The sequence below is a fragment of the Streptomyces sp. NPDC056527 genome, from assembly GCF_042794475.1.
Classification (GTDB): domain Bacteria; phylum Actinomycetota; class Actinomycetes; order Streptomycetales; family Streptomycetaceae; genus Streptomyces.
The window spans coordinates 33629-55284 of record NZ_JBHTTQ010000021.1 but is presented as its reverse complement, the minus strand read 5'-3'; the positions used below and the strand labels follow the sequence as shown (position 1 = coordinate 55284).

The window sequence follows — 21656 nt, the reverse complement described above, 5'->3', positions numbered from 1 at the left end:
CCGTGCGCCACGGGGCGTGCGGTCGGTGCCTCGGTATCGGGTCCAGCCGGACCGGGGTCACCCTGCAGGGTGGATCGGTGAAGCGTTGCTTCATCCAACCATGAAGGAGAATTCGCTGGTGCTACACGTTCGGCGGAGGCGATGCTCGACGACATGCGTCCCGCCCACATCGCCCTGGCCGCGCTCGTCGCCGCTGTCTGGGGAGTCAACTTCGTCGTCATCGAGATCGGTCTCGACCACTTCCCACCGCTGCTCTTCTCCGCCCTGCGCTTCCTCGCCGCCGCCCTGCCGGCCGTCTTCCTCGTCGGCCGCCCCAAGGTCGCCTGGAAGTGGATCGTGGGTGTCGGACTCGTCCTGGGCGTGGTCAAGTTCGGCCTGCTCTTCACCGGGATGGACCTGGGCGCCCCGGCCGGACTCGCCTCCCTGATCCTCCAGGTCCAGGCCGTCTTCACGGCCCTGTTCGCCTTCGTCGCGCTCGGCGAACGGCCCGGGACGCTGAAGATCGCGGGCATGGCGGTCGCGCTCGCCGGCATCGGCGTCGCCGCCGTCGACGAGGGTGCCTCCGGCCCGCTCGTCGGCTTCGCGCTCTGCATCGCGGCGGCGGCCTGCTGGGGCGTCTCCAACGTCCTGACCCGCAAGGCATCCCCGCCCGACGCCCTCAACTTCATGGTCTGGGTCAGCACCGTCCCCATCCTGCCGCTGCTCGCCCTCTCCCTCGTCCTGGAGGGACCGGAGCGCGACCTCGAAGCGCTGCGCGGACTCGACTGGACCGGCGTCGGCGCCATCGTCTACGTCGCCTGGGTCACCACCGTCTTCGGCTTCGGCGCCTGGGGCTGGCTCCTGCGCCGCTACCCGGCCTCGTCGGTGGCCCCGTTCTCCCTCCTGGTCCCGGTCTTCGGGATGTCCTCGGCCGCCCTCTTCCTCGGCGAGGGGATCAGCGGCCTGCGCTGGTGCGCGGCGGCCCTGCTGGTCGGGGGCGTCGCGCTGACGTCCTTCGCGCCGGGGCGGGCGGTGCCGTCGGCGCCGTCGCCGGAGACGGGTCCGGAGCCCGTCGAAGCGAGCGGACGTACCGTGTCGTCGCCGTGAGCCTGCTCGTGGGGCCGCTCGTGAGGCCGCTCGTGGGGGGCGCGAAGGGGCGGGGTTCCGGGCGGGCTAGGGTCCGATGCCATGGACCTGGTACCCATCGACCGTGAACCCGCCCCTGGAACGCTGCTGTTGAGCGGCATCCCGGGCAGTGGCAAGTCCACCGTGGCGGCCGCCCTCGCCGCCCGGTTCGCGCGGGCCGCGCACATCGAGGTCGACGAGCTCCAGGAGCTCATCGTCAGCGGGGGGCAGTGGCCGACGATGGACCACGACCCGGAGGCCGACCGTCAGATCTTCCTGCGCGCCCGCAACGCCTGCCTGCTGGCGGACAGCTTCACGGCGGCCGGCTTCCTGCCGGTCGTCGACGACGTGGTCGTCCGCCGCAGCCACCTCGACTTCTACCGCGCCTCGGTGCGGACGGGTCCGCTCCACGTCGTGTTCCTCGCCCCGGGCCCGGAGACCGCCTGGGAGCGCAACAACGCCCGCGACAAGCGCCTCACGACGAACTGGGCCCCACTGGACGCGGCGATGCGCGAGGAACTGCCGGACGCCGGCATCTGGCTCGACAACGCGTCCTTGACGGTCCGGGAGACGGTGGACGCGATCCTGAAGGCGACGGGGCTGGACGCGCACGCGAGCGCGGCGTAGGGCCCTGGACGCGGTGGGCCGCTGAGCCCGGGCGGAGCTTTGGGCGAGGCCCACCCGAGCGGGGAGGGCGCCGGCCAGAGGCCCGGCCCCGTCACCCCCGAGGAGGTGGCGTCGGCCCGAGGCCTCGCGCCCGTCACCCCCGAGGTGGCGTCGTCGAGTCGCGTACCAGGAGCTCCGCGGGGATCGTCGCCAGGCCGCCCGGTGGGGCCTCCTCCGTGCCCATCGCGAGTCGGCCCGCCCGCGCGCCCGCCTCCTGGAGGGGCAGCCGTACGGTCGTCAGCGCGGGGGCCGCGTCGGCCGAGAACGGGAGGTCGTCGAAGCCCGCCACCGAGACGTCCTCGGGGATGCGCAGCCCCCGGTCCCGCAGCGCCGCGCACGCGCCCAGCGCGACCGTGTCGTTCGCGGCCACGACCGCCGTCAACGACGGCTCCCGGCGCAGGAGTTCGAGCGTCGCGTCATAGCCGGAGCCCCGGTCGTACGACCCGTGGACGACGGGCCCTTCCGGCAGCCCCGCCCCGGCCAGCGCCTCGCGGTGTCCCTCCAGCCGGTGCCGCGTCGTCGTCCGGTCCGCCGGCCCCGCCACGTAACCGATCCGCCGGTGCCCGAGCGTCAGCAGATGCTCGGTGAGCCGCCGGGCGCCCGCCCGGTTGTCGAAGGCCAGCGCCGCCACGCTCGTGTCGCCCGCCACCGGCGGCCGTCCGCACAGCACGATCCGCGTCCCCGCGTCCGTCAGCCGCGACAGCTTCGCCGCCACCGCCGCCATGTGCTCCGGGTCCTCCAGGGACCCGCCGGTGAGGATCACGGCAGCCGCGCGCTGGCGCTGGAGCAGGGTGAGGTAGGTGAGCTCGCGCTCGGGCGAGCCGCCCGTGTTGCAGACGACGGCCAGCTTCTCGCCGCCCGCCCGCCCCGACGCGCCTTCCCCGATGGCGCTCTGCGCCGCGCCGGCCATGATCCCGAAGAAGGGGTCGGCGATGTCGTTGACGAGGATGCCGACCAGGTCGGACGTGGCGGCGGCGAGCGAGCTCGCGGGCCCGTTCAGCACGTAGTCCAGCTCGTCCACGGCCCGCAGCACCCGCTCCCTGGTCGAGGCGGCGACGGGGTAGTTGCCGTTCAGGACGCGGGAGACGGTGGCGGGGGAGACCCGGGCACGCGCGGCCACATCCGCCAGCGTGACGGTCATCGCGTACCTCCGAGGAGAGTCGGGAGAGTCGTCCGGACCCCTTGTCCGGCGTGTTGTCGGCAGGCTAGCGTCTCCCGTCGTAGAAAGCGCTTTCTTCCTTGAGTGTGGAGGGACCTTCGTGACACGCAGGACAGTTCGTATCGCCATGAACGGCGTCACCGGACGCATGGGCCACCGCCAGCACCTCGTCCGCTCGATCCTCGCCCTGCGCGAGCAGGGCGGCCTCGACCTGGGCAACGGCGAGACCCTCTGGCCCGAGCCCGTCCTCGTCGGCCGCCGCGAGCACGCCCTGCGCGCGCTCGCCGAGCAGCACGGCCTCACCGAGTGGTCCACCGACCTCGACGCCGTACTCGCCGACGAGTCGGTGGAGATCTACTTCGACGCCCAGGTCACGTCCGCCCGCGTCGAGGCCATCCGCAAGGCCGTCGCCGCCGGCAAGCACATCTACACCGAGAAGCCGACGGCGGGAGACCTGGCCGGCGCCCTGGAGCTCGCCAGGCTCGCCTCCGAGAAGGGCGTCAAGCACGGCGTCGTCCAGGACAAGATCTTCCTGCCGGGCCTGCTCAAGCTGAAGCGCCTCATCGACGGCGGCTTCTTCGGCGAGATCCTGTCCGTACGAGGAGAGTTCGGCTACTGGGTCTTCGAGGGCGACTGGCAGGACGCCCAGCGCCCCAGCTGGAACTACCGCGCCGAGGACGGCGGCGGCATCGTCGTCGACATGTTCCCGCACTGGGAGTACGTGCTCCACGAGCTCTTCGGCCGGGTCACCAGCGTCTCCGCGCACGTCGCCACGCACATCCCGCAGCGCTGGGACGAGCAGGGCAAGCCGTACGCCGCCACCGCCGACGACGCCGCCTACGGCATATTCCAGCTGGAGGGCGGGACGATCGCCCAGATCAACTCCTCCTGGGCGGTCCGGGTCAACCGCGACGAACTCGTCGAGTTCCAGGTCGACGGCACCCACGGCTCCGCCGTCGCGGGGCTGCGGAACTGCCGCGTCCAGCACCGCTCGGCCACCCCCAAGCCGGTCTGGAACCCGGACATCCCGGCGACCGAGGCCTTCCGCGACCAGTGGCAGGAGGTCCCGGACAACGCCGGCTTCGACAACGGCTTCAAGGCCCAGTGGGAGCTCTTCCTGAAGCACGTGGTCCTCGACGAGCCCTACCAGTGGGACCTGCTGGCGGGCGCGCGCGGCGTACAGCTCGCCGAGCTGGGCCTGAGGTCGGCGGCCGAGGGCCGTCGCCTGGAGGTCCCGGAGGTCTCGCTGTGATCCGCCTTCCCCACGGCGCGGGCGGGGTGCGGGAGTACAGCCCTCGCCCGGCACGGCCCACGGCCCCCGTGGGCCGTGCCCTGACCTCCCGTACCGTCTTCTCCGCCGCCCATGTCGTCGCCGACCCGTACGCCGACACCACCCCCGACTCGCCGGCCGCCGTCGACTGGGACGCCACCCTCGCCTTCCGCCGCCACCTGTGGGCACAGGGACTCGGCGTCGCGGAGGCGATGGACACCGCGCAGCGGGGAATGGGCCTGGACTGGGCCGGCGCGGCGGAGCTGATCCGCCGCTCGGCGGCCGAGGCGAAGGCGGTGGGCGGCCGCATCGCCTGCGGAGTCGGAACGGACCAACTGGCCGGACCCGCCGACCTCATGACGGTACGCAAGGCGTACGAGGAGCAGCTGGCGCTCGTGGAGGAGACCGGCTCCCAGGCCATCCTCATGGCTTCGCGCGCCCTCGCCGGGGCCGCCGGGGGCGCGGACGACTACCTCGACATGTACGGCCACCTCCTCAGGCAGGCGAGCGAGCCGGTGGTCCTGCACTGGCTGGGGCCGATGTTCGACCCGGCGCTCGACGGCTACTGGGGCTCCGCCGACCTCGACACCGCGACCGACACCTTCCTGGAGGTCATCGCGGCGCACCCCGACAAGGTCGACGGCATCAAGGTCTCCCTCCTCGACGCGCAGCGCGAGATCGACCTGCGCCGCCGCCTGCCGGAGGGGGTGCGCTGCTACACGGGCGACGACTTCCACTACCCCGAGCTGATCGCCGGCGACGAGCACGGCTTCAGTCACGCCCTGCTCGGCATCTTCGATCCGCTGGGCCCGCTGGCGGCGGAGGCGGTACGGATCCTGGACACCGGCGACGTCGCGGGGTTCCGCGCCGTGCTGGACCCGACCGTGGAGCTGTCGCGCCACCTCTTCCAGGCTCCGACGCGGTTCTACAAGACGGGCGTCGTGTTCCTGGCCTGGCTGGCCGGCCACCAGGACCACTTCGCCATGGTCGGCGGTCTGCAGTCCGCACGCTCGCTGCCGCACCTGGCGCGGGCGTACGAACTGGCGGACGGGCTCGGCCTGTTCCCCGATCCGGAGCTGGCGGAGTCCCGGATGAAGTCCCTGCTGACGGTGTACGGAGTGAGCCAGTGACCGCATCGGGCCCCGAATCGCTCGCGCGCTTCAGCATCAACCAGATGACGGTGAAGCAGCTGTCGCTGCCGGAGCTGGTGGAGCAGTGTCTACGGCTCTCCGTCCCGGGGGTGGGCCTCTGGCGGGAGCCCGTCACGGAGTACGGGCTCGAAGCGACGGCCAAGCTGGTACGCGACGCCGGCCTGACGGTCACGTCGCTGTGCCGGGGCGGCTTCTTCACGACGGCGGAGTCCCTGGACGACAACCGCGCGGCGATCGACGAGGCGGCGGCACTCGGCACCGACACCCTGGTCCTCGTCTCCGGCGGCCTCGCCCCGGGCAGCCGCGACCTGACGGCGGCCCGCGCCCGGATCACGGACGCGATCGCCGAACTCGCCCCGTACGCGGGGGAGCGGGGCGTACGCCTGGCGATCGAACCCCTCCACCCGATGTACGCGTCGGACCGCTGTGCGGTCTCGACCCTGGACCAGGCCCTGGAGATCGCGGAGCGCTTCCCGTCCTCGCAGGTGGGCGTGGTCGTGGACACGTACCACATCTGGTGGGACGACCGGGCGCCGGCGGCGGTGGCGAGGGCGGGCGCCTCGGACCGCATCCACGCCTTCCAACTGGCCGACTGGACGACCCCCCTCCCGGCGGGAGTCCTCAACGGCCGGGGTCAACTGGGCGACGGCGCGATCGACCTGCGGGCGTGGTGCGACCTCGTGGAGGAGACGGGATACGACGGCCCGATCGAGGTCGAGCTCTTCAACGACGAGCTGTGGACACGGGACGGGGTGGAGGTCCTGGAGGAGACGGTGGGAAGGTTCGTGGGGGTGGTGGGGTAGGGGGCGGTGGACCCGCTCCGGCGCGACCCCGGTGCGAACCCTCGGCCGACACGACCCGCCCGAACACTGAGCCCACCCGTCCCGCCCAGCGGGACGACTGCCCACACGGGGGTGTCCCCACCCCCCACCCAACTGTCCGACCCCTTCGCTACCTTCGGGGCATGTCCAACCAGGGTCAGGGCCAGGGGCACGGTCCCGCGCAGCCTCAGGCGCCGCGCCAGGCTGTCGTCGAAGGGGTGCTCGAGCGGATCACGTATGCGAATGAGGAGAGTGGCTACACCGTCGCCCGCGTCGACACCGGGCGCGGCGGTGGCGATCTCCTCACCGTCGTCGGGGCGTTGCTCGGGGCGCAGCCGGGGGAGTCGCTGCGGATGGAGGGGCGTTGGGGGTCCCATCCGCAGTACGGCAAGCAGTTCACGGTCGAGAACTACACGACCGTGCTGCCCGCCACCATCCAGGGCATACGCCGCTACCTCGGCTCCGGGCTCGTCAAGGGCATCGGCCCCGTCTTCGCCGACCGCATCACCCAGCACTTCGGCGTGGACACCCTCGACATCCTGGAGGCGACCCCGGCGCGCCTGATCGAGGTGCCGGGCCTGGGACCCAAGCGCACGAAGAACATCACCGCCGCGTGGGAGGAGCAGAAGGCGATCAAGGAGGTGATGGTCTTCCTCCAGGGCGTCGGTGTCTCCACCTCCATCGCCGTGCGGATCTACAAGAAGTACGGGGACGCCTCCATCTCCGTCGTCCGGAACCAGCCCTACCGGCTGGCCGCCGACGTCTGGGGCATCGGCTTCCTCACCGCCGACAAGATCGCCCAGTCCGTCGGCATTCCGCACGACAGTCCCGACCGGGTCAAGGCGGGGCTGCAGTACGCCCTGTCGCAGTCCACCGACCAGGGGCACTGCTTCCTGCCGGAGGAGCAGCTGATCCGCGAGGCCGTGAAGCTCCTCCAGGTCGACACCGGGCTCGTCATCGAGTGCCTCGCCGAGCTGGCGGAGGATCCGGAAGGGGTCGTACGGGAGACCGTTCCGGGGCCCGAGGGGCTGCCCGTCACGGCCGTGTACCTCATTCCGTTCCACCGCGCCGAGCTGTCCCTCGCCGGCCAGACGAAGCGGCTGCTGCACGCCGCCGAGGACCGGCTGCCGGGCTTCCAGGACGTCGCCTGGGACAAGGCCCTGGCCTGGCTCGCCGACCGGACCGGGGCCTCCCTCGCACCCGAGCAGGAGGAGGCCGTGCGGCTCGCTCTGACCCGTAAGGTCGCCGTGCTCACCGGCGGCCCGGGGTGCGGGAAGTCGTTCACGGTCCGCTCCATCGTGGAGCTGGCCCGGGCCAAGCGCGCCAAGGTCGTCCTGGCGGCCCCGACCGGCCGCGCGGCCAAGCGGCTCGCCGAGCTGACCGGCGCCGAGGCGTCGACGGTGCACCGGCTCCTGGAGCTCAAGCCGGGCGGCGACGCGGCCTACGACCGGGACCGCCCGCTCGACGCCGATCTGGTCGTCGTGGACGAGGCGTCCATGCTCGATCTGCTGCTCGCCAACAAGCTCGTGAAGGCGGTGGCACCCGGTGCCCACCTCCTTCTCGTCGGGGACGTGGACCAGCTGCCCTCCGTCGGCGCGGGCGAGGTGCTCGGCGACCTGCTGGCCCCCGGCAGCCCGGTTCCGGCCGTCCGGTTGACGCGCATCTTCCGGCAGGCGCAGCAGTCGGGGGTGGTCACCAACGCCCACCGCATCAACCAGGGGATCCCGCCCGTCACCACTGGTCTGCCGGACTTCTTCCTGTTCGCGGAGGAGGAGACGGAGGACGCCGCCCGGGTCGCGGTCGAGGTCGCGGCACGGCGGATTCCCGCCAAGTTCGGGCTCGATCCCCGTCGGGACATCCAGGTCCTCGCCCCCATGCACCGCGGGCCGGCCGGGGCCGGCGTGCTCAACGGGCTGCTCCAGCAGGCCGTCACACCGGCCCGCCCCGACCTTCCCGAGAAGCGGTTCGGAGGCCGGGTCTTCCGGGTCGGCGACAAGGTCACCCAGATCCGCAACAACTACGAGAAGGGCGCCAACGGCGTCTTCAACGGCACGGTCGGCGTCGTGACCCAGCTCGACACCGTCGAACAGCGGCTGACCGTACGGACCGACGAGGACGAGGAGGTGCCGTACGACTTCGACGAACTGGACGAACTGGCCCATGCGTACGCCGTCACCATCCACCGCTCGCAGGGCAGCGAGTATCCGGCGGTCGTGATCCCGGTCACCACCAGCGCCTGGATGATGCTCCAGCGGAACCTGCTCTACACGGCGGTCACCCGGGCGAAGAAGCTCGTCGTCCTGGTGGGTTCGCGCAAGGCGATCGGGCAGGCCGTCCGCACGGTTTCCGCAGGCAGACGCTTCACCGCACTGGCCCACCGGCTCTCGGCAGTCGTGTGAAACAGGACCCCGGACTTCCGGAAGCGGGGCGAAGGGGGCAAGATGAGCAGGTTGGCGGCACTGAGTGCCGCCAAATGGCCCAATGGTCGACCCCGAGTGCACTCTCCTGAGCCAAATGGGGGATGGTAGAGACAGTCAGGGCACCTCGAAGAAGAGGCACTACGTCGGTGAGGGATGACGTGAGCGACAACTCTGTAGTACTGCGGTACGCGGACGGTGAATACACCTACCCGGTGGTCGACAGCACCGTCGGTGACAAGGGCTTCGACATCGGGAAGCTCCGAGCCCAGACCGGTCTGGTCACCCTGGACAGCGGATACGGCAACACAGCCGCCTATAAATCCGCCATCACCTACCTCGACGGCGAGCAGGGCATTCTGCGGTACCGCGGCTACCCCATCGAGCAGCTGGCGGAGCGATCCACCTTCCTCGAGGTTGCGTACCTGCTGATCAACGGTGAGCTCCCCAAGGTCGACGAGCTGGCGACCTTCAAGAACGAGATCACCCAGCACACGCTGCTGCACGAGGACGTCAAGCGCTTCTTCGACGGCTTCCCGCGGGACGCCCACCCGATGGCGATGCTCTCCTCGGTGGTCTCCGCGCTGTCCACCTTCTACCAGGACAGCCACAACCCGTTCGACGAGAAGCAGCGTCACCTTTCGACGATCCGGCTGCTCGCCAAGCTGCCGACGATCGCGGCGTACGCGTACAAGAAGTCGATCGGTCACCCCTTCGTCTACCCGCGCAACGACCTCGGGTACGTCGAGAACTTCCTGCGCATGACCTTCTCGGTCCCGGCCCAGGAGTACGAGCTCGACCCGGTCGTGGTCTCGGCGCTCGACAAGCTGCTGATCCTGCACGCGGACCACGAGCAGAACTGTTCGACGTCGACCGTGCGTCTGGTCGGTTCGAGCCAGGCGAACATGTTCGCGTCGATCTCCGCCGGCATCTCGGCCCTGTGGGGTCCGCTGCACGGTGGCGCCAACCAGTCCGTCCTGGAGATGCTCGAAGGCATCCAGGCCAACGGTGGCGATGTCGACTCCTTCATCAACAAGGTGAAGAACAAGGAGGACGGCGTCCGCCTGATGGGCTTCGGCCACCGGGTGTACAAGTCCTTCGACCCGCGCGCCAAGATCATCAAGGCCGCGGCGCACGATGTGCTCTCCGCCCTCGGCAAGTCCGACGAGCTGCTGGACATCGCGCTGAAGCTGGAGGAGCACGCGCTCTCCGACGACTACTTCGTCTCGCGCAACCTCTACCCGAACGTGGACTTCTACACGGGCCTCATCTACCGCGCGATGGGCTTCCCGACCGAGATGTTCACCGTGCTCTTCGCGCTCGGCCGGCTGCCCGGCTGGATCGCCCAGTGGCACGAGATGATCAAGGAGCCGGGTTCCCGCATCGGTCGCCCGCGCCAGATCTACACCGGTGAGGTCCTGCGCGACTTCGTCCCGGTCGAGGGCCGCTGACACACTTCCTCGTCGCGAGGCGCCCGACGGGGCGCCGCGCGAGGCGCTGAACGAAAAGCGCCCCGCTGCCGATCCCCCCACGGGTCGGCGAGCGGGGCGCTTTCCATATCCCCGGTGCGGATTCCCCCCACGGGATCCGGGCCGGGCGTCTGCCGGGTTCAGCAGAAGCTAGGCGGGTCTACGCGGTCTGCCGGGGTACGTACGGGAGGGCCGCTCAAAGCTCCCCGGTGCACGTGCCCCGGCCAACGCTTGCCTGAGACGTCCCCCAAGACATCCCATGAACGTCCCCCAAGACGTTCTTGGCATCGCCCACTTAGACTCGCGAACGGCCCGAATGGTTACCCCTAAATATCTGTGATCTAGGTCTCTTTGTGAAGGTCCTGTGCGTCACGTGTAGGTGAATTCACGTGAACCTCCGAAGTCGCAGGCTGTTTGTCACGACAAATACGGACGAAAAGGCCATGGCCAAACCGGCGATCATGGGGTTGAGGAGTCCGAGCGCCGCGAGCGGCAGAGCGGCGCAGTTGTAACCGAAGGCCCAACCCAGGTTCCCCTTGATCGTCGCCAGGGTCCGGCGGGACAGCCGGATGGCGTCCGCCGCCACGCGCAGGTCGCCGCGGACCAGCGTCAGGTCGCTCGCCTCGATGGCCGCGTCCGTGCCGGTGCCCATCGCCAGGCCCAGATCGGCGGTGGCGAGCGCGGCGGCGTCGTTCACGCCGTCGCCGACCATCGCGACCGTCCGGCCCTCGGCCTGGAGGCGCCGGATCGCGTCGACCTTCTCCTGGGGCAGGACCTCGGCGAAGACCTGGTCCGCGTCGATGCCCACCTCGGCCGCGACCGTCTCCGCGACGCCCCGCCCGTCGCCGGTCAGCAGGACCGGTGTCAGGCCGAGGGCGCGCAGCCGGGCCACGGCCTCCGCGCTGGTCTCCTTGACCGCGTCGGCGACCGTGACGGCCCCACGGGCCCGGCCGTCCCAGGCGACCTGGACGGCGCCGGGCTCCGGAACGCCGGGGACGTCGATGCCCTCGGCCTCGAGGAGGGCCGCGCGGCCGACCAGGACCCGGTGGCCGTCGACCGTGCCGCGCACGCCGAGGCCGGGCTCGTTCTCGAAGGCCGTCGGTACGGGGAGTGCGGCCACGGGGCGCCCGAGCCTCTCCGCGGCGCCGGCAGCGATCGCCTGGGCGACCGGGTGCTCGGAGGCGTGCTCCAGGGCGCCCGCGAGGCGCAGCAGCTCGGCCTCGTCCTCTCCCTCGTACGCATGCACCTTCTGGAGCCGCATCCGGCCGGTGGTGACGGTGCCGGTCTTGTCCAGGACGACGGTGTCGACGCGACGGGTGGACTCCAGGACCTCGGGGCCCTTGATGAGGATGCCGAGCTGGGCGCCGCGGCCGGTGCCGACCATGAGCGCGGTCGGGGTGGCGAGGCCCAGGGCGCAGGGGCAGGCGATGATCAGTACGGCGACGGCGGCGGTGAAGGCCGCCGTGGTGTCCTGGAGCACGAACAGCCAGGTCAGCAGGGTACCGAGGGCGATGAAGAGGACGATCGGCACGAAGACCGCGGAGACCTTGTCGGCGAGGCGCTGGACCTCCGCCTTGCCGTTCTGCGCGTCCTCGACCAGCTTCGCCATGCGGGCGAGCTGGGTGTCCGCGCCGACCCGGGTCGCCTCGACGACGAGCCGGCCGGAGGTGTTCACGAACCCACCGCTCACCGGGTCGCCGGCTTCGACGTCGACCGGGACGGACTCGCCGGTGAGCATGGAGGCGTCGACGGCGGAGGCGCCCTCGGTCACGGTGCCGTCGGTGGCGATCTTCTCCCCGGGTCGTACGACGAACAGCTCCCCGACCCTGAGGGCGGCCACCGGAATCCGTACCTCCATGCCTCCCCGCAGCACCGCCACGTCCTTGGCGCCCAGCTCCATCAGGGCGTGGAGAGCGGCGCCGGCCTTCCGCTTGGCCCGGGCCTCCAGATAGCGGCCGAGCAGGATGAAGGTGATGACGCCGGCCGCGACCTCCAGATAGATGCTGGAGGCGGCGTCGGCGCGGTCGACGGTCAGGTCGAAGCCGTGGCGCATCCCGGTCATGCCGGCGTCGCCGAGGAACAGGGCCCACAGCGACCAGCCGAAGGCGGCCAGGGTGCCGACCGAGACGAGCGTGTCCATGGTCGCGGCGCCGTGGCGAAGGTTCGTCCAGGCGGCGCGGTGGAAGGGCAGCCCGCCCCAGACGACGACCGGCGCGGCGAGGGTCAGGGACAGCCACTGCCAGTTGTCGAACTGGAGGGACGGGACCATGGCGAGCAGGACGACGGGCGCGGAGAGGAGGGCGGAGACGGTCAGCCGCCGGCGGAGCGAGGCGAGCTCCGGGTCCTCGTCCCGCACGCTCTCCGGCTTCGTGTCCGTGTCCGTTCCCGGCGTCGGCTCGGGCGCCGGTGGCGGCGGTTCCTCGGCGGTGTACCCCGTCTTGACGACCGTGGCGATCAGGTCGGCGACCTCGACCTCCGGCGGGTGCTCGATCCGCGCCTTCTCCGTCGCGTAGTTGACGGTCGCGGTGACGCCGTCCATGCGGTTGAGCTTCTTCTCGACACGAGCCGCGCAGGAGGCGCAGGTCATCCCGCCGATGGTCAGCTCGGTGGTGAAGGGGGAGGCGGGACTGGAGGTCATGTGCCGTTCCAAAGGGGAGCAGGGCCGTACCGTCGTAACGGTACGGCCCTGCCGGGTTATGCCGTGGGGTGGTGCGGATGCCGAGGTCTGCGCCCCGGCCTTCGGGCCTCAGGCCTGGTCGACGAGCTCGTAGCCGGCCTCGTCGACGGCGGCGCGTACGGCGGCCTCGTCGAGCGGGGCCTCGGAGACCACGGTGACCTGGCCGGTCGAGGCCACGGCCTTGACGGAGGAGACGCCGGCGATCTCGGAGATCTCACTGGAGACCGCGCCCTCACAGTGCCCGCAGGTCATTCCCTTGACCTGGTAGACGGTGGTGAGTTCGGTCTTCGTCTCGGCGGTCATGACGGTCTCCTCTTCGAGGGCGGTACTGGTTCAGGCTGGTACTGAAGCACAGGTTATACCCCTAGGGGGTATGAAATCCACTCCCGCCCCGCCCGAGCCGCCCGAGCGATCACGGCCGGGCGGGCCCGGCATGGTAGATACCCGACATGTCGCAATCCGGGACCACGCTGATCCTGATCATGGCGATCGCCGTTCTGGCGCCGCTGCTGGCCTACGGAGTGGGGCGCCGCCTGCCCGTGCCGCTCGTCATCTTCGAGATCGTGCTCGGCATCCTCATCGGTCCCGACGTGCTCGGCTGGGCCCACACGGACGCCCTGATCGACGGCCTCTCGGAGCTCGGCCTCGCGATGCTGATCTTCCTCGCGGGGTACGAGATCGAGTTCGGCAAGGTCCGTGGCGACACCCTCAAGCGCTCGGTGTGGGCCTGGGTGATCGCTCTGGCGCTCGGGCTCGGTGCCGGGGTGCTGCTGGCCGACGGATTCCACGAGGGCGTCTTCATCGGCGTCGCGCTGACCAGCACCGCGCTCGGCACGGTCCTGCCGGTGCTGCGGGACGCGGGCGAACTGCACGGCCGGTTCGGCTCGGTGGTGATGGCCTTCGGCGCGGTGGGGGAGTTCGGGCCGATCATCGCGATGGCGCTGCTCCTGAGCGGCCGCAGCCCGGGACAGTCGACGGCGCTGCTCGCGGTCTTCGCGGCGCTCACGGCGGCGGCGGTGTTCTGGGCGCTGCGGCCCAGGCCGCCGTGGTTCTCCCGGGTCATCGCCAAGACGCTGCACACCAGTGGCCAGTTCGCGGTGCGCTTCGTCTTCCTGCTGCTCGCCCTGATGCTGGGGGCCTCGCAGGCCCTCGGTCTCGACGTGCTCCTCGGCGCCTTCGCCGCCGGTCTGATCACCCGGCTCGTCCTGACCGGCGCCGCCCCGGAGTCGGGACCGGCCGTCCTGGAGAAGGTCGAGGCCGTCGGCTTCGGCTTCCTGGTGCCGGTCTTCTTCGTCGTCACCGGTATCGAGTTCGACCTGGACTCGCTGCTCGACGGCGGGCGGACGCTGGTGCTCCTGCCGGTCTTCCTGCTGCTCTTCCTGGTGGTGCGCGGCGGGCCGGTCCTGCTCCTCGCGCCGCGTGACCTCGGCCGCACCGACCGAGGCGCGCTGGTGCTCTACAGCTCGACGGCCCTGCCGCTCGTCGTCGCGATCACGACCATCGGCGTCGACGACAAGGCGATGACGGCCGGCGAGGCGGCGGCGCTCGTGGGCGCCGGGATGGTGTCCGTCCTCGCCTTCCCCCTCCTTGCGCTGAGGCTCAGGGCGGGCGCGGGGCGGAAGGTGCCGCCGAGGGAGTCGATCACGGAGTCGGAGTCGTGGTGACCGGGCTCGGGCCGGTGAGGTTCGCGTCTCCGATGACCGGGTCGAGGTAGCGGTAGAGGGCCGTCTTCAGCTCGGCGATCGTGGCGTTCCGTTCCGGGCCCTCGGGGGCGGCGAGGACCAGGGCGAGGCCGCCCTTGAAGACCGCGAAGGTCATGTCGGAGATCCGCGCGCGATCGGCGGCCGGCAGGTCGGGGAGGTAGTGGCCGAGCAGGTCGCCGACGCGGGCGAGCAGCGAGGCATGCAGTTCGTCGTGCTCCTCCGCGATCCTGCCGGGAACCTCGGAGCCGTGCATCAGGGCGAGGAAGACCGGGTTCTGGCAGTTGAACTCGATCATCGGGTCGAGGACCGCGTCGAGCAGTTCGGGCAGCGGCAGTTCGAAGTTCTCCGGGGTGAAGGCCTGGCCGTGGGCCTCGCGCATCTGGTGCAGCAGGCGGTCGCCGAGCTCGACGGCGATCGCCTCCTTGTTGGGGAAGTACTGGTAGAGCGTGCCGGGGGAGACGCTGGCCTCCCGGGCGATCGCATTGGTGCTGGTCGCCGTGTACCCGTTCGCGCAGAAGACGTTCGCGGCGGCCTGGAGCAGCTGCGCGATGCGGCGCTCGCCGCGGGCCTGGCGGCGGCGCGGCTTCGGTTCTTCGGACATGGCTGTCCCCAGCTTCCTCAACACGTTTGACAAACGCGAGTGGTCGCTCGCATTCTTGGGAAACGCGAGTGATCGCTCGTGTTTGCCAGTCTATGGCAATGGTCGACCCATGCGGCCTACCGGGAAGTGAGCGCTGGGTCACGGTGAAGGGGACACCGCGTCATGGCCGAAGTCAAGAATTCAGGGCCCGCCCGGGGCGGGGGGTGGACCCGGTTCGTGACGGCCAGGCCACGCCTGTCGCTGCTGGTCGCGCTCGTGATCACCGCACTCGCCGTCCTCGCCGGTGGCGGGGTCGCGGACCGGATGGGCAGCGGCGGCTGGGAAGACCCCGACGCCGAATCCACCTATGCGACACAGGTCCTGGAGCGGGAGTTCCCCGCCTCCCAGCCGAATCTGCTCCTCCTGCTCGACGCCGGCACGGCCGGGGTCGACGACGCCGCAGTCGCCGCCGAAGCCCGGAGGCTGGCGGAGCGGCTCGACGCCGAGCCGGGGGTGAGCGGCGTCGGTTCGTACTGGGGGACCAAGTCCCCCGCCCTGCGCTCCGAGGACGGCCGACAGGCCGTGATAGCCGCCCGCATCGAGGGCGAGGAGAAGGCGGCGGGCGAGATCCTCCGGCAGATCGCCCCCGAGTACCGGGGCACGCACGGGCCGGTCGAGGTGTCCGTCGGCGGACCGCTGGCCGTGCGGCACGAGATGCAGACGGTCATCCAGGAGGACCTGCTGCGCGCCGAGCTGATCGCCCTGCCCGTGACGCTCGTCCTGCTCGTCATGGTCTTCGGCAGCGCGGTCGCCGCGCTCCTGCCGCTGGGGATCGGCATCGTGGCCATCCTCGGGACGAACGCGGTGCTGCGCGGCATCACGGAGTTCACCGACGTCTCGGTCTTCGCCCAGAACCTCACCACCGCACTCGGGCTCGGACTCGCCATCGACTACGCCCTGTTCGTGGTCCGCAGATTCCGCGAGGAGCTGGCCGCCGGCGCCGATCCGCAGACCGCCATCGGCACCACTCTGCGCACGGCCGGGCGGACCGTGCTCTTCTCCGCCCTGACCGTGGCCGTCTCACTGGCCGCGATGCTCGTCTTCCCGCAGTACTTCCTGCGCTCCTTCGCCTACGCGGGCATCGCGGTGGTGCTGCTCGCCGCGGCGGCCGCCCTGATCCTGCTGCCCGCCGCGCTCCTGCTGCTCGGCGAGCGGGTCAACGCGCTCGACCTGCGGCGGCTGTTCCGGCGGGGGCGGAAGCCCGCGACCGAAGGGGCCGGTGCCGAGGGGGCCGGGGCCGGCTGGGCGCGGACGGCCGCGCTGGTGATGCGCCGTGCCCCGGTCTTCGTCGTGGCCACCACGGCGGGGCTGGTCCTCCTCGGACTGCCCTTCCTGGACGTGAAGTTCGGCACCGCCGACGACCGGCAGCTGCCGGCCACGGCCGAGTCCCGAGTGGTCCAGGACGAGCTGCGGGAAGGCTTCCCCGGCAGCCCGGGCAGCGGACTCACCGTGCTCGCCGAAGGCCGGGCCACGCCCGAGCAGTACGCCGAGTACCGCGAGCGGATCGAGGTCCTCGACGGTATCGACCGGGTCGACGGGCCGGTCACCTCCGGCGCCGGGGCGCAGACCCACGCGTACTTCACGGTCGTGCCCGAGGGCGAAGCCGTAGGGTCCACCGCCCAGAGCGTCGTCGGCGAACTGCGCGCGCAGGAAGCGCCGTTCGACACCTCGGTGACCGGAGCGGCCGCCGTTCTCGTCGACTCCAAGGACGCCATAGCCGACCGGCTGCCCTGGGCGGCGGCGATCATCGTCGTCGTCACCCTGCTCCTTGTCTTCCTGCTCACCGGCAGTGTGCTGATCCCCCTCCAGGCAGTCGTCCTCAACGCACTCAGCCTCACCGCGATGTTCGGCGCGGTCGTCTGGGTCTTCCAGGACGGCCATCTGTCCGGGCTGCTCGGCTTCACGCCGACCGGTGACATCGAGACGACCCTTCCGGTGCTGATGTTCTGCGTCGCCTTCGGACTCTCCATGGACTACGGCGTGTTCCTGCTCTCCCGGATCAAGGAGGAGTACGACGCCACCGGCGACCACGAGCATGCCGTGCGGTTCGGACTGCGCCGCACCGGCGGGCTGATCACCGCCGCCGCCGTGATCCTCGCCGTCGTGATGGTGGCCATCGGCACCTCCCGGGTCACCAACACCAAGATGCTGGGTCTGGGCGTCGCGCTCGCCGTGCTGATGGACGCGATGGTGGTGCGCAGCCTGCTCGTCCCCTCCGTGATGAAGCTGACCGGGCGGTTGACCTGGTGGGCCCCAGGCCCGCTGCGCCGCTTCCACGACAGGTTCGGCATCAGCGAGGGCGGCGCGGAGCCGGCACCGGTCGAGGCGCCGGGGCAGGCGCGGCTGCCGGATGGGGCGGCGGCGGAGAGCGCGGAGGCGTCGGAAGGCGTCGCCGAGGACGCCAGGGACAAGGAGTCGGTCGGCGGCTAGGTTGGAAGGCCGGATTCCGGTGCGGCGGCGAAGGGCGGGCCCATGAAGGCAGTGGTGTTCGAGCGGTACGGGCAGGAGGCGGAGGTCCGGGACGTGCCGGACCCCACCCCCGCCGCCCACGGTGTGGTCGTCCGGGTCGAGGCGACCGGGCTGTGCCGCAGCGACTGGCACGGCTGGATGGGTCACGACTCCGACATCGTCCTGCCGCACGTGCCGGGGCACGAACTCGCCGGTGTGGTGGAGGCGGTGGGGGCGGACGTCGCCGGCTGGAAGCCCGGCGACCGGGTCACCGTGCCCTTCGTCTGTGCCTGTGGGAGCTGCCCGTCCTGCGCGGCAGGGGACCAGCAGGTCTGCGAGCGCCAGACCCAGCCCGGCTTCACCCACTGGGGCTCCTTCGCCGAGTACGTCGCGCTCGACCACGCGGACGTGAACCTGGTGACCGTGCCCGAGGAGCTGTCGTTCGAGACGGCGGCCGGGCTCGGGTGCCGGTTCGCGACCGCGTTCCGGGCGGTGGTCGCCCAGGGGCGGGTCGCGGCGGGCGAGTTCGTGGCCGTGCACGGGTGCGGTGGCGTCGGGCTCTCGGCCGTGATGATCGCGGCGGCCTCCGGGGCCCGGGTGGTCGCCGTCGACGTGTCGCCGAAGGCCCTTGAGCTGGCGCGGGCGTTCGGGGCGGCGGAGTGCGTCGACGCCTCGGCCCTCGCGTCGACGCCCGGTGGGACGGCCGCGGCGGTGCGGGCGCTGACCGGCGGGGGCACCCATCTCTCGCTCGACGCGCTCGGCTCCCCGGTCACCTGCGCCGCCTCTGTGGAGAGCCTGCGCCGCAGGGGCCGGCACGTCCAGGTCGGACTGCTTCCCCCGGCGGCCGGGGATCCGGTCGTCCCCATGGCCCGGGTGATCGGTCTCGAGCTGGAGATCCTGGGCAGTCACGGCATGGCCGCCCATGCCTACGGCCCGATGATGGAGATGGTCCGCACGGGCGGCCTGCGCCCCGACCGGCTCGTCACCTCCACCGTGCCGCTGGCGGCCGCCCCGGCCGCGCTGGCGGCGATGGGGTCGGCGCCGGGGTCTGGGGTGACGGTCATCCGGCCCTGGCTCTGAGCGCCCGACCGCGTCCGTGCCCGGACGGGTCCCCGACCGCATCCGGGACGCGCCGCCGGGGCTTGGCCCTCCCGGCCGTCCCCTGAACCGCGACCGTCCCCCCGACGGGCGGCAGTCTCCACGAACCCCGGCCGTCCCCCGACGGGCGGCAGTCCCCCCGGACCCCGGCCGTCCCCCGAACTCCGACCGTCCCCCGGACCGCGTCCGTGCCCCCGACCGCGTCCGTGCCCGGACGGGGCGAGGGCCCCGCACCGGTGTCGGGTGCGGGGCCCTCTGCGGCCCTCGGGGCCGGGGCCCTCGAGCTGCGGCTCCGGGGCCGGAAGCTCGTGTCACGAGATGTGTAACGAGCTCGTACCGTCCGCGAGCTCAGTCGCGGCGGCTCCGGTTGCCCGGGCGGTTGGCGACCCAGGCGCGGATCGTGTCCGCGTACCAGTACGGCTTCCCCGACTCGACGTGATCCGGCGGCGGCAGGAGGCCGTGCTTCCGGTAGGAGCGCACGGTGTCCGGCTGCACCTTGATGTGCGCGGCAATGTCCTTGTATGACCAGAGCCGTCGTTCCGTCATGCGGGCACCTCCCTGCGCGCCTCGCAGCGGCGGCGGGGGTGCCGTTCGGGGGAGCTGCCGAGGCAAGCGCTGGCGATCACTGAGCCTGTGCCCGTTGAACGACACCAGGTGACGGGAGGAGAGCGGCTGTCGTACGGCTGTGACGGAAAGCCCGCGTAATGGAGATATGTGTGACGACAGCGGGACGGATGTGACGTAAGTGACGCACAATCAAATGTCCGCGGATCGGCGCGCCTTGCCGTCCGCGGGGCGCTCCACCGCCTAGGCCCCGCAGGAGCGCAGAAAGCGGCGGGTGCGGACCGCGATCGGATAGGGCTTGTCGGGGTCGCACGGATACATGTCCTGCTCGACGATGGCGAACAGCTCCACGTCCAGGGCCTGGGCCGCGGCCAGGACCGGCTCCAGGGCGGGTACACCGGAGGGCGGCTCGCACATCACTCCCCGGGCCACGGCCGGACCGAAGGGCACCTCGTCCGCGACGACACCGGCCAGGATCTCCGGATCGACCTGCTTGAGATGGAGATAGCCGATCCGCTCTCCGTAGGTCTCGATCAGCTTGACGCTGTCGCCGCCGCAGTACGCGTAGTGCCCGGTGTCCAGGCAGAGCGCGACCAGGCCGGGATCGGTGGCGTCCAGGAAGCGGGCCACGTTCTCCTCGCTGTCGACATGGGTGTCCGCATGCGGATGGACGACGACGCGCAGTCCGTAGCGCTCACGGACCTCGTGGCCCAGGCGCTCGGTCAGACCGGTCAGATTCCGCCACTGTTCGGCGGTGAGTCTGCGGTCCTCGAGTACCTCGCCCGTCTTGTCGTCGCGCCAGAAGGAGGGGATGACGACGAGGTGCTCCGCTCCCATCGCCTGGGCCAGGGCCGCGTTCTCGGCGACATGGGCCCAGGTCCTGTCCCAGACGGCGGGGCCGTGGTGCAGCCCGGTGAAGACCGTCCCGGCCGAGACGCGCAGGCCCCGGCGGCCGGTCTCCTCGGCCAGGACCGCGGGGTCGGTGGGCAGGTAGCCGTACGGGCCGAGTTCGATCCACTCGTAACCGGCGCCGGCGACCTCGTCGAGGAAGCGCTGCCAGGGGACCTGCCGGGGATCATCGGCGAACCACACGCCCCAGGAGTCGGGGGCGGAGCCGATACGGATACGGGACAGAGGCGACGGCTTCGTCATGAGAGCCACCTTGGCCGCGCCCGGAACGACGCGTCAAGACGGTCGTCCGAATGTAAGGACATAGCGTTGACAGGGTTCGGGGCGGACGGCTAGACCTGGGTGCGGGGCCGAGGCGAGAGGTGGCGCGCGTGGATGCGGAGCCGTACGAGCTGATCACGATGGGGCGACTCGGCGTGGACCTCTACCCGCTCCGGATCGGGGTTCCGCTCGCCCGGGTGGAGACCTTCGGGAGGTTCCTGGGCGGCTCCCCCGCGAACGTGGCGGTGGCGGCGGCCCGGCTCGGCCGGCGGACGGCGCTCGTGAGCCGGACCGGGGCGGACCCCTTCGGCGCCTATCTGCACGAGGAGCTCCGCGGGTTCGGTGTCGACGACCGGTGGGTGACGGCCGTCGAGGAGTACCCGACGCCGGTCACCTTCTGCGAGATCTTTCCCCCCGACGACTTCCCGATCCACTTCTACCGCCGGCCCCGGGCGCCCGATCTGGAGATCCATCCGCATGAGCTGGACCTCGCGGCGATCCGTTCGGCGCGGGCGTTCTGGGTGACGGGGACCGGGCTGAGCGTCGAGCCCAGCCGGGCGGCGACGCTGGGGGCGCTGCGGGAGCGGGGAGGTACGGATCCGACCGTTCTCGACCTGGACTGGCGTCCGGCGCTCTGGCCGGATCCGGCCGAGGCGGGACCGCTCTACCGGGAGGCCCTGAGCGCGGCCACGGTCGCCGTCGGCAACCTCGACGAGTGCGAGGTCGCGACCGGGGAGCGCGAGCCCTACGCCGCCGCCCGCGCGCTGCTCGCCGCCGGGGTGCGGCTCGCGGTCGTCAAGCAGGGGCCCAAGGGCGTGCTCGCGATGACCGCCGACGGCGAGAGCGCGGAGGCGCCGCCGCTGCCGGTCGAGGTGGTCAACGGGCTCGGTGCGGGCGACGCGTTCGGCGGGGCGCTGTGCCACGGGCTGCTCGCCGGCTGGGACCTCGACCGTACGATCCGCTGGGCCAACGCGGCGGGTGCCATCGTCGCCGGCCGTCTCGCCTGCTCGCCCGCGATGCCGTACACGGACGAGATCGAGCAGGCCCTCGCGACCGGCACGGGCTCGATCCCGGAGCGCACCCCATGACCGGCCGCCCCGGCGACACCTGGCGCACCCGCGCGGCCCACCGCCGAGCGGGCGGCCCAAGACCGGACACCACACCCCGCCCCACAGACCCGACAACGGAGCCCGACGCTTCCGGGGCTCCCGCCGACCGGTGGCCCGGCACCGCGGCAGGGCGGTCGCCGGGGCGCGCCGTGCCGCCCACGTCGCCGGACGCGGAGCCCGACGCTTCCGG

17 protein-coding genes are annotated in these 21656 nt (G+C 71.7%); 11 read left to right on the top strand and 6 right to left on the bottom strand.

Going from position 1 to position 21656, the window contains the following annotated elements; genetic code table 11:
• The first annotated feature begins 153 nt into the window (after positions 1-153).
• Together ACFQ7Q_RS13980 and ACFQ7Q_RS13975 are read left to right on the top strand one after the other, a co-directional pair.
• Entirely contained in the window at positions 154-1086 is a 933-nt protein-coding gene (locus tag ACFQ7Q_RS13980; RefSeq protein WP_383553878.1) for an EamA family transporter, read from the top strand.
• An 81-nt stretch (positions 1087-1167) separates the two neighbouring features.
• Positions 1168-1731, top strand: coding sequence for an AAA family ATPase (locus ACFQ7Q_RS13975; RefSeq protein ID WP_383553875.1), 564 nt, complete (start codon positions 1168-1170; stop codon positions 1729-1731).
• 133 nt (positions 1732-1864) lie between these two features.
• On the opposite strand, the gene ACFQ7Q_RS13970 is transcribed toward ACFQ7Q_RS13975, so the two are convergent.
• Positions 1865-2911 carry a LacI family DNA-binding transcriptional regulator gene (locus ACFQ7Q_RS13970; protein WP_383553872.1) on the bottom strand — a complete coding sequence of 349 codons (1047 nt, stop codon included), beginning with the start codon at positions 2909-2911 and terminating at the stop codon, positions 1865-1867.
• A gap of 118 nt (positions 2912-3029) precedes the next feature.
• On the opposite strand from ACFQ7Q_RS13970, the gene ACFQ7Q_RS13965 reads away from it, so the two are divergent.
• The 5 genes from ACFQ7Q_RS13965 (at position 3030) to ACFQ7Q_RS13945 (ending at position 10039) form a co-directional block, all read left to right on the top strand.
• A complete protein-coding gene (locus ACFQ7Q_RS13965) occupies positions 3030-4181 on the top strand; it encodes a Gfo/Idh/MocA family protein (protein WP_383553869.1) in 1152 nt (383 codons plus the stop codon).
• Complete coding sequence (locus ACFQ7Q_RS13960; protein ID WP_383553866.1) at positions 4178-5329, top strand: dihydrodipicolinate synthase family protein; 1152 nt, start codon at positions 4178-4180, stop codon at positions 5327-5329. Before ACFQ7Q_RS13965 ends, ACFQ7Q_RS13960 begins: the two co-directional genes overlap by 4 nt.
• Positions 5330-5373: 44 nt before the next feature.
• Positions 5374-6153, top strand: coding sequence for a sugar phosphate isomerase/epimerase family protein (locus ACFQ7Q_RS13955; protein WP_383553941.1), 780 nt, complete (start codon positions 5374-5376; stop codon positions 6151-6153).
• A 161-nt stretch (positions 6154-6314) separates the two neighbouring features.
• Positions 6315-8570: an ATP-dependent RecD-like DNA helicase gene (locus ACFQ7Q_RS13950; RefSeq protein WP_383553863.1), complete on the top strand. Its 2256-nt coding sequence runs from the start codon at positions 6315-6317 to the stop codon at positions 8568-8570.
• A 179-nt stretch (positions 8571-8749) separates the two neighbouring features.
• Complete coding sequence (locus tag ACFQ7Q_RS13945) at positions 8750-10039, top strand: citrate synthase (protein WP_383553860.1); 1290 nt, start codon at positions 8750-8752, stop codon at positions 10037-10039.
• A gap of 403 nt (positions 10040-10442) precedes the next feature.
• On the opposite strand, the gene ACFQ7Q_RS13940 is transcribed toward ACFQ7Q_RS13945, so the two are convergent.
• The gene (locus tag ACFQ7Q_RS13940) at positions 10443-12695 is read right to left on the bottom strand and encodes a heavy metal translocating P-type ATPase (protein WP_383553857.1); all 2253 of its coding nucleotides are present in this window, start codon (positions 12693-12695) and stop codon (positions 10443-10445) included.
• Positions 12696-12803: 108 nt separating this feature from the next.
• Positions 12804-13037, bottom strand: a complete 234-nt coding sequence (locus ACFQ7Q_RS13935; protein WP_383553853.1) for a heavy-metal-associated domain-containing protein — start codon at positions 13035-13037, stop codon at positions 12804-12806.
• Positions 13038-13183: 146 nt separating this feature from the next.
• On the opposite strand from ACFQ7Q_RS13935, the gene ACFQ7Q_RS13930 reads away from it, so the two are divergent.
• Complete coding sequence (locus ACFQ7Q_RS13930; RefSeq protein WP_383553851.1) at positions 13184-14398, top strand: cation:proton antiporter; 1215 nt, start codon at positions 13184-13186, stop codon at positions 14396-14398.
• Here the strand turns inward: ACFQ7Q_RS13930 and ACFQ7Q_RS13925 are convergent.
• On the bottom strand, positions 14376-15038 hold the full coding sequence (locus ACFQ7Q_RS13925) for a TetR/AcrR family transcriptional regulator (RefSeq protein WP_383553848.1): 663 nt from the start codon (positions 15036-15038) through the stop codon (positions 14376-14378). The genes ACFQ7Q_RS13930 and ACFQ7Q_RS13925 overlap by 23 nt on opposite strands.
• Before the next feature lie 162 nt (positions 15039-15200).
• On the opposite strand from ACFQ7Q_RS13925, the gene ACFQ7Q_RS13920 reads away from it, so the two are divergent.
• On the top strand, positions 15201-17507 hold the full coding sequence (locus ACFQ7Q_RS13920; protein ID WP_383553845.1) for an MMPL family transporter: 2307 nt from the start codon (positions 15201-15203) through the stop codon (positions 17505-17507).
• Positions 17508-17549: 42 nt separating this feature from the next.
• Positions 17550-18605, top strand: coding sequence for a zinc-dependent alcohol dehydrogenase family protein (locus tag ACFQ7Q_RS13915; protein WP_383553842.1), 1056 nt, complete (start codon positions 17550-17552; stop codon positions 18603-18605).
• Between the two features lie 366 nt (positions 18606-18971).
• On the opposite strand, the gene ACFQ7Q_RS13910 is transcribed toward ACFQ7Q_RS13915, so the two are convergent.
• Together ACFQ7Q_RS13910 and ACFQ7Q_RS13905 are read right to left on the bottom strand one after the other, a co-directional pair.
• Positions 18972-19169 (bottom strand): helix-turn-helix transcriptional regulator, encoded by a 198-nt coding sequence (locus ACFQ7Q_RS13910; RefSeq protein ID WP_383553839.1) that lies wholly within the window; start codon positions 19167-19169, stop codon positions 18972-18974.
• Positions 19170-19430: 261 nt separating this feature from the next.
• The gene (locus ACFQ7Q_RS13905) at positions 19431-20339 is read right to left on the bottom strand and encodes a sugar phosphate isomerase/epimerase family protein (RefSeq protein ID WP_383553837.1); all 909 of its coding nucleotides are present in this window, start codon (positions 20337-20339) and stop codon (positions 19431-19433) included.
• A gap of 158 nt (positions 20340-20497) precedes the next feature.
• Between ACFQ7Q_RS13905 and iolC the strand changes: the two genes are divergently transcribed.
• Positions 20498-21445 (top strand): 5-dehydro-2-deoxygluconokinase, encoded by a 948-nt coding sequence (iolC, locus tag ACFQ7Q_RS13900; RefSeq protein ID WP_383553938.1) that lies wholly within the window; start codon positions 20498-20500, stop codon positions 21443-21445.
• The last annotated feature ends 211 nt before the right edge of the window (positions 21446-21656 follow it).

Bases quoted from the DNA above. Each gene is read 5' to 3' on its own strand.
- ACFQ7Q_RS13980 (WP_383553878.1), top strand. From the start codon at position 154: ATGCGTCCCGCCCACATCGCCCTGGCCGCGCTCGTCGCCGCTGTCTGG.
- ACFQ7Q_RS13975 (WP_383553875.1), top strand. From the start codon at position 1,168: ATGGACCTGGTACCCATCGACCGTGAACCCGCCCCTGGAACGCTGCTG.
- ACFQ7Q_RS13970 (WP_383553872.1), bottom strand. From the start codon at position 2,911: ATGACCGTCACGCTGGCGGATGTGGCCGCGCGTGCCCGGGTCTCCCCC.
- ACFQ7Q_RS13955 (WP_383553941.1), top strand. From the start codon at position 5,374: ATGACGGTGAAGCAGCTGTCGCTGCCGGAGCTGGTGGAGCAGTGTCTA.
- ACFQ7Q_RS13950 (WP_383553863.1), top strand. From the start codon at position 6,315: ATGTCCAACCAGGGTCAGGGCCAGGGGCACGGTCCCGCGCAGCCTCAG.
- ACFQ7Q_RS13940 (WP_383553857.1), bottom strand. From the start codon at position 12,695: ATGACCTCCAGTCCCGCCTCCCCCTTCACCACCGAGCTGACCATCGGC.
- ACFQ7Q_RS13935 (WP_383553853.1), bottom strand. From the start codon at position 13,037: ATGACCGCCGAGACGAAGACCGAACTCACCACCGTCTACCAGGTCAAG.
- ACFQ7Q_RS13930 (WP_383553851.1), top strand. From the start codon at position 13,184: ATGTCGCAATCCGGGACCACGCTGATCCTGATCATGGCGATCGCCGTT.
- ACFQ7Q_RS13925 (WP_383553848.1), bottom strand. From the start codon at position 15,038: ATGTCCGAAGAACCGAAGCCGCGCCGCCGCCAGGCCCGCGGCGAGCGC.
- ACFQ7Q_RS13920 (WP_383553845.1), top strand. From the start codon at position 15,201: ATGGCCGAAGTCAAGAATTCAGGGCCCGCCCGGGGCGGGGGGTGGACC.
- ACFQ7Q_RS13915 (WP_383553842.1), top strand. From the start codon at position 17,550: ATGAAGGCAGTGGTGTTCGAGCGGTACGGGCAGGAGGCGGAGGTCCGG.
- ACFQ7Q_RS13910 (WP_383553839.1), bottom strand. From the start codon at position 19,169: ATGACGGAACGACGGCTCTGGTCATACAAGGACATTGCCGCGCACATC.
- ACFQ7Q_RS13905 (WP_383553837.1), bottom strand. From the start codon at position 20,339: ATGACGAAGCCGTCGCCTCTGTCCCGTATCCGTATCGGCTCCGCCCCC.
- iolC (WP_383553938.1), top strand. From the start codon at position 20,498: ATGGGGCGACTCGGCGTGGACCTCTACCCGCTCCGGATCGGGGTTCCG.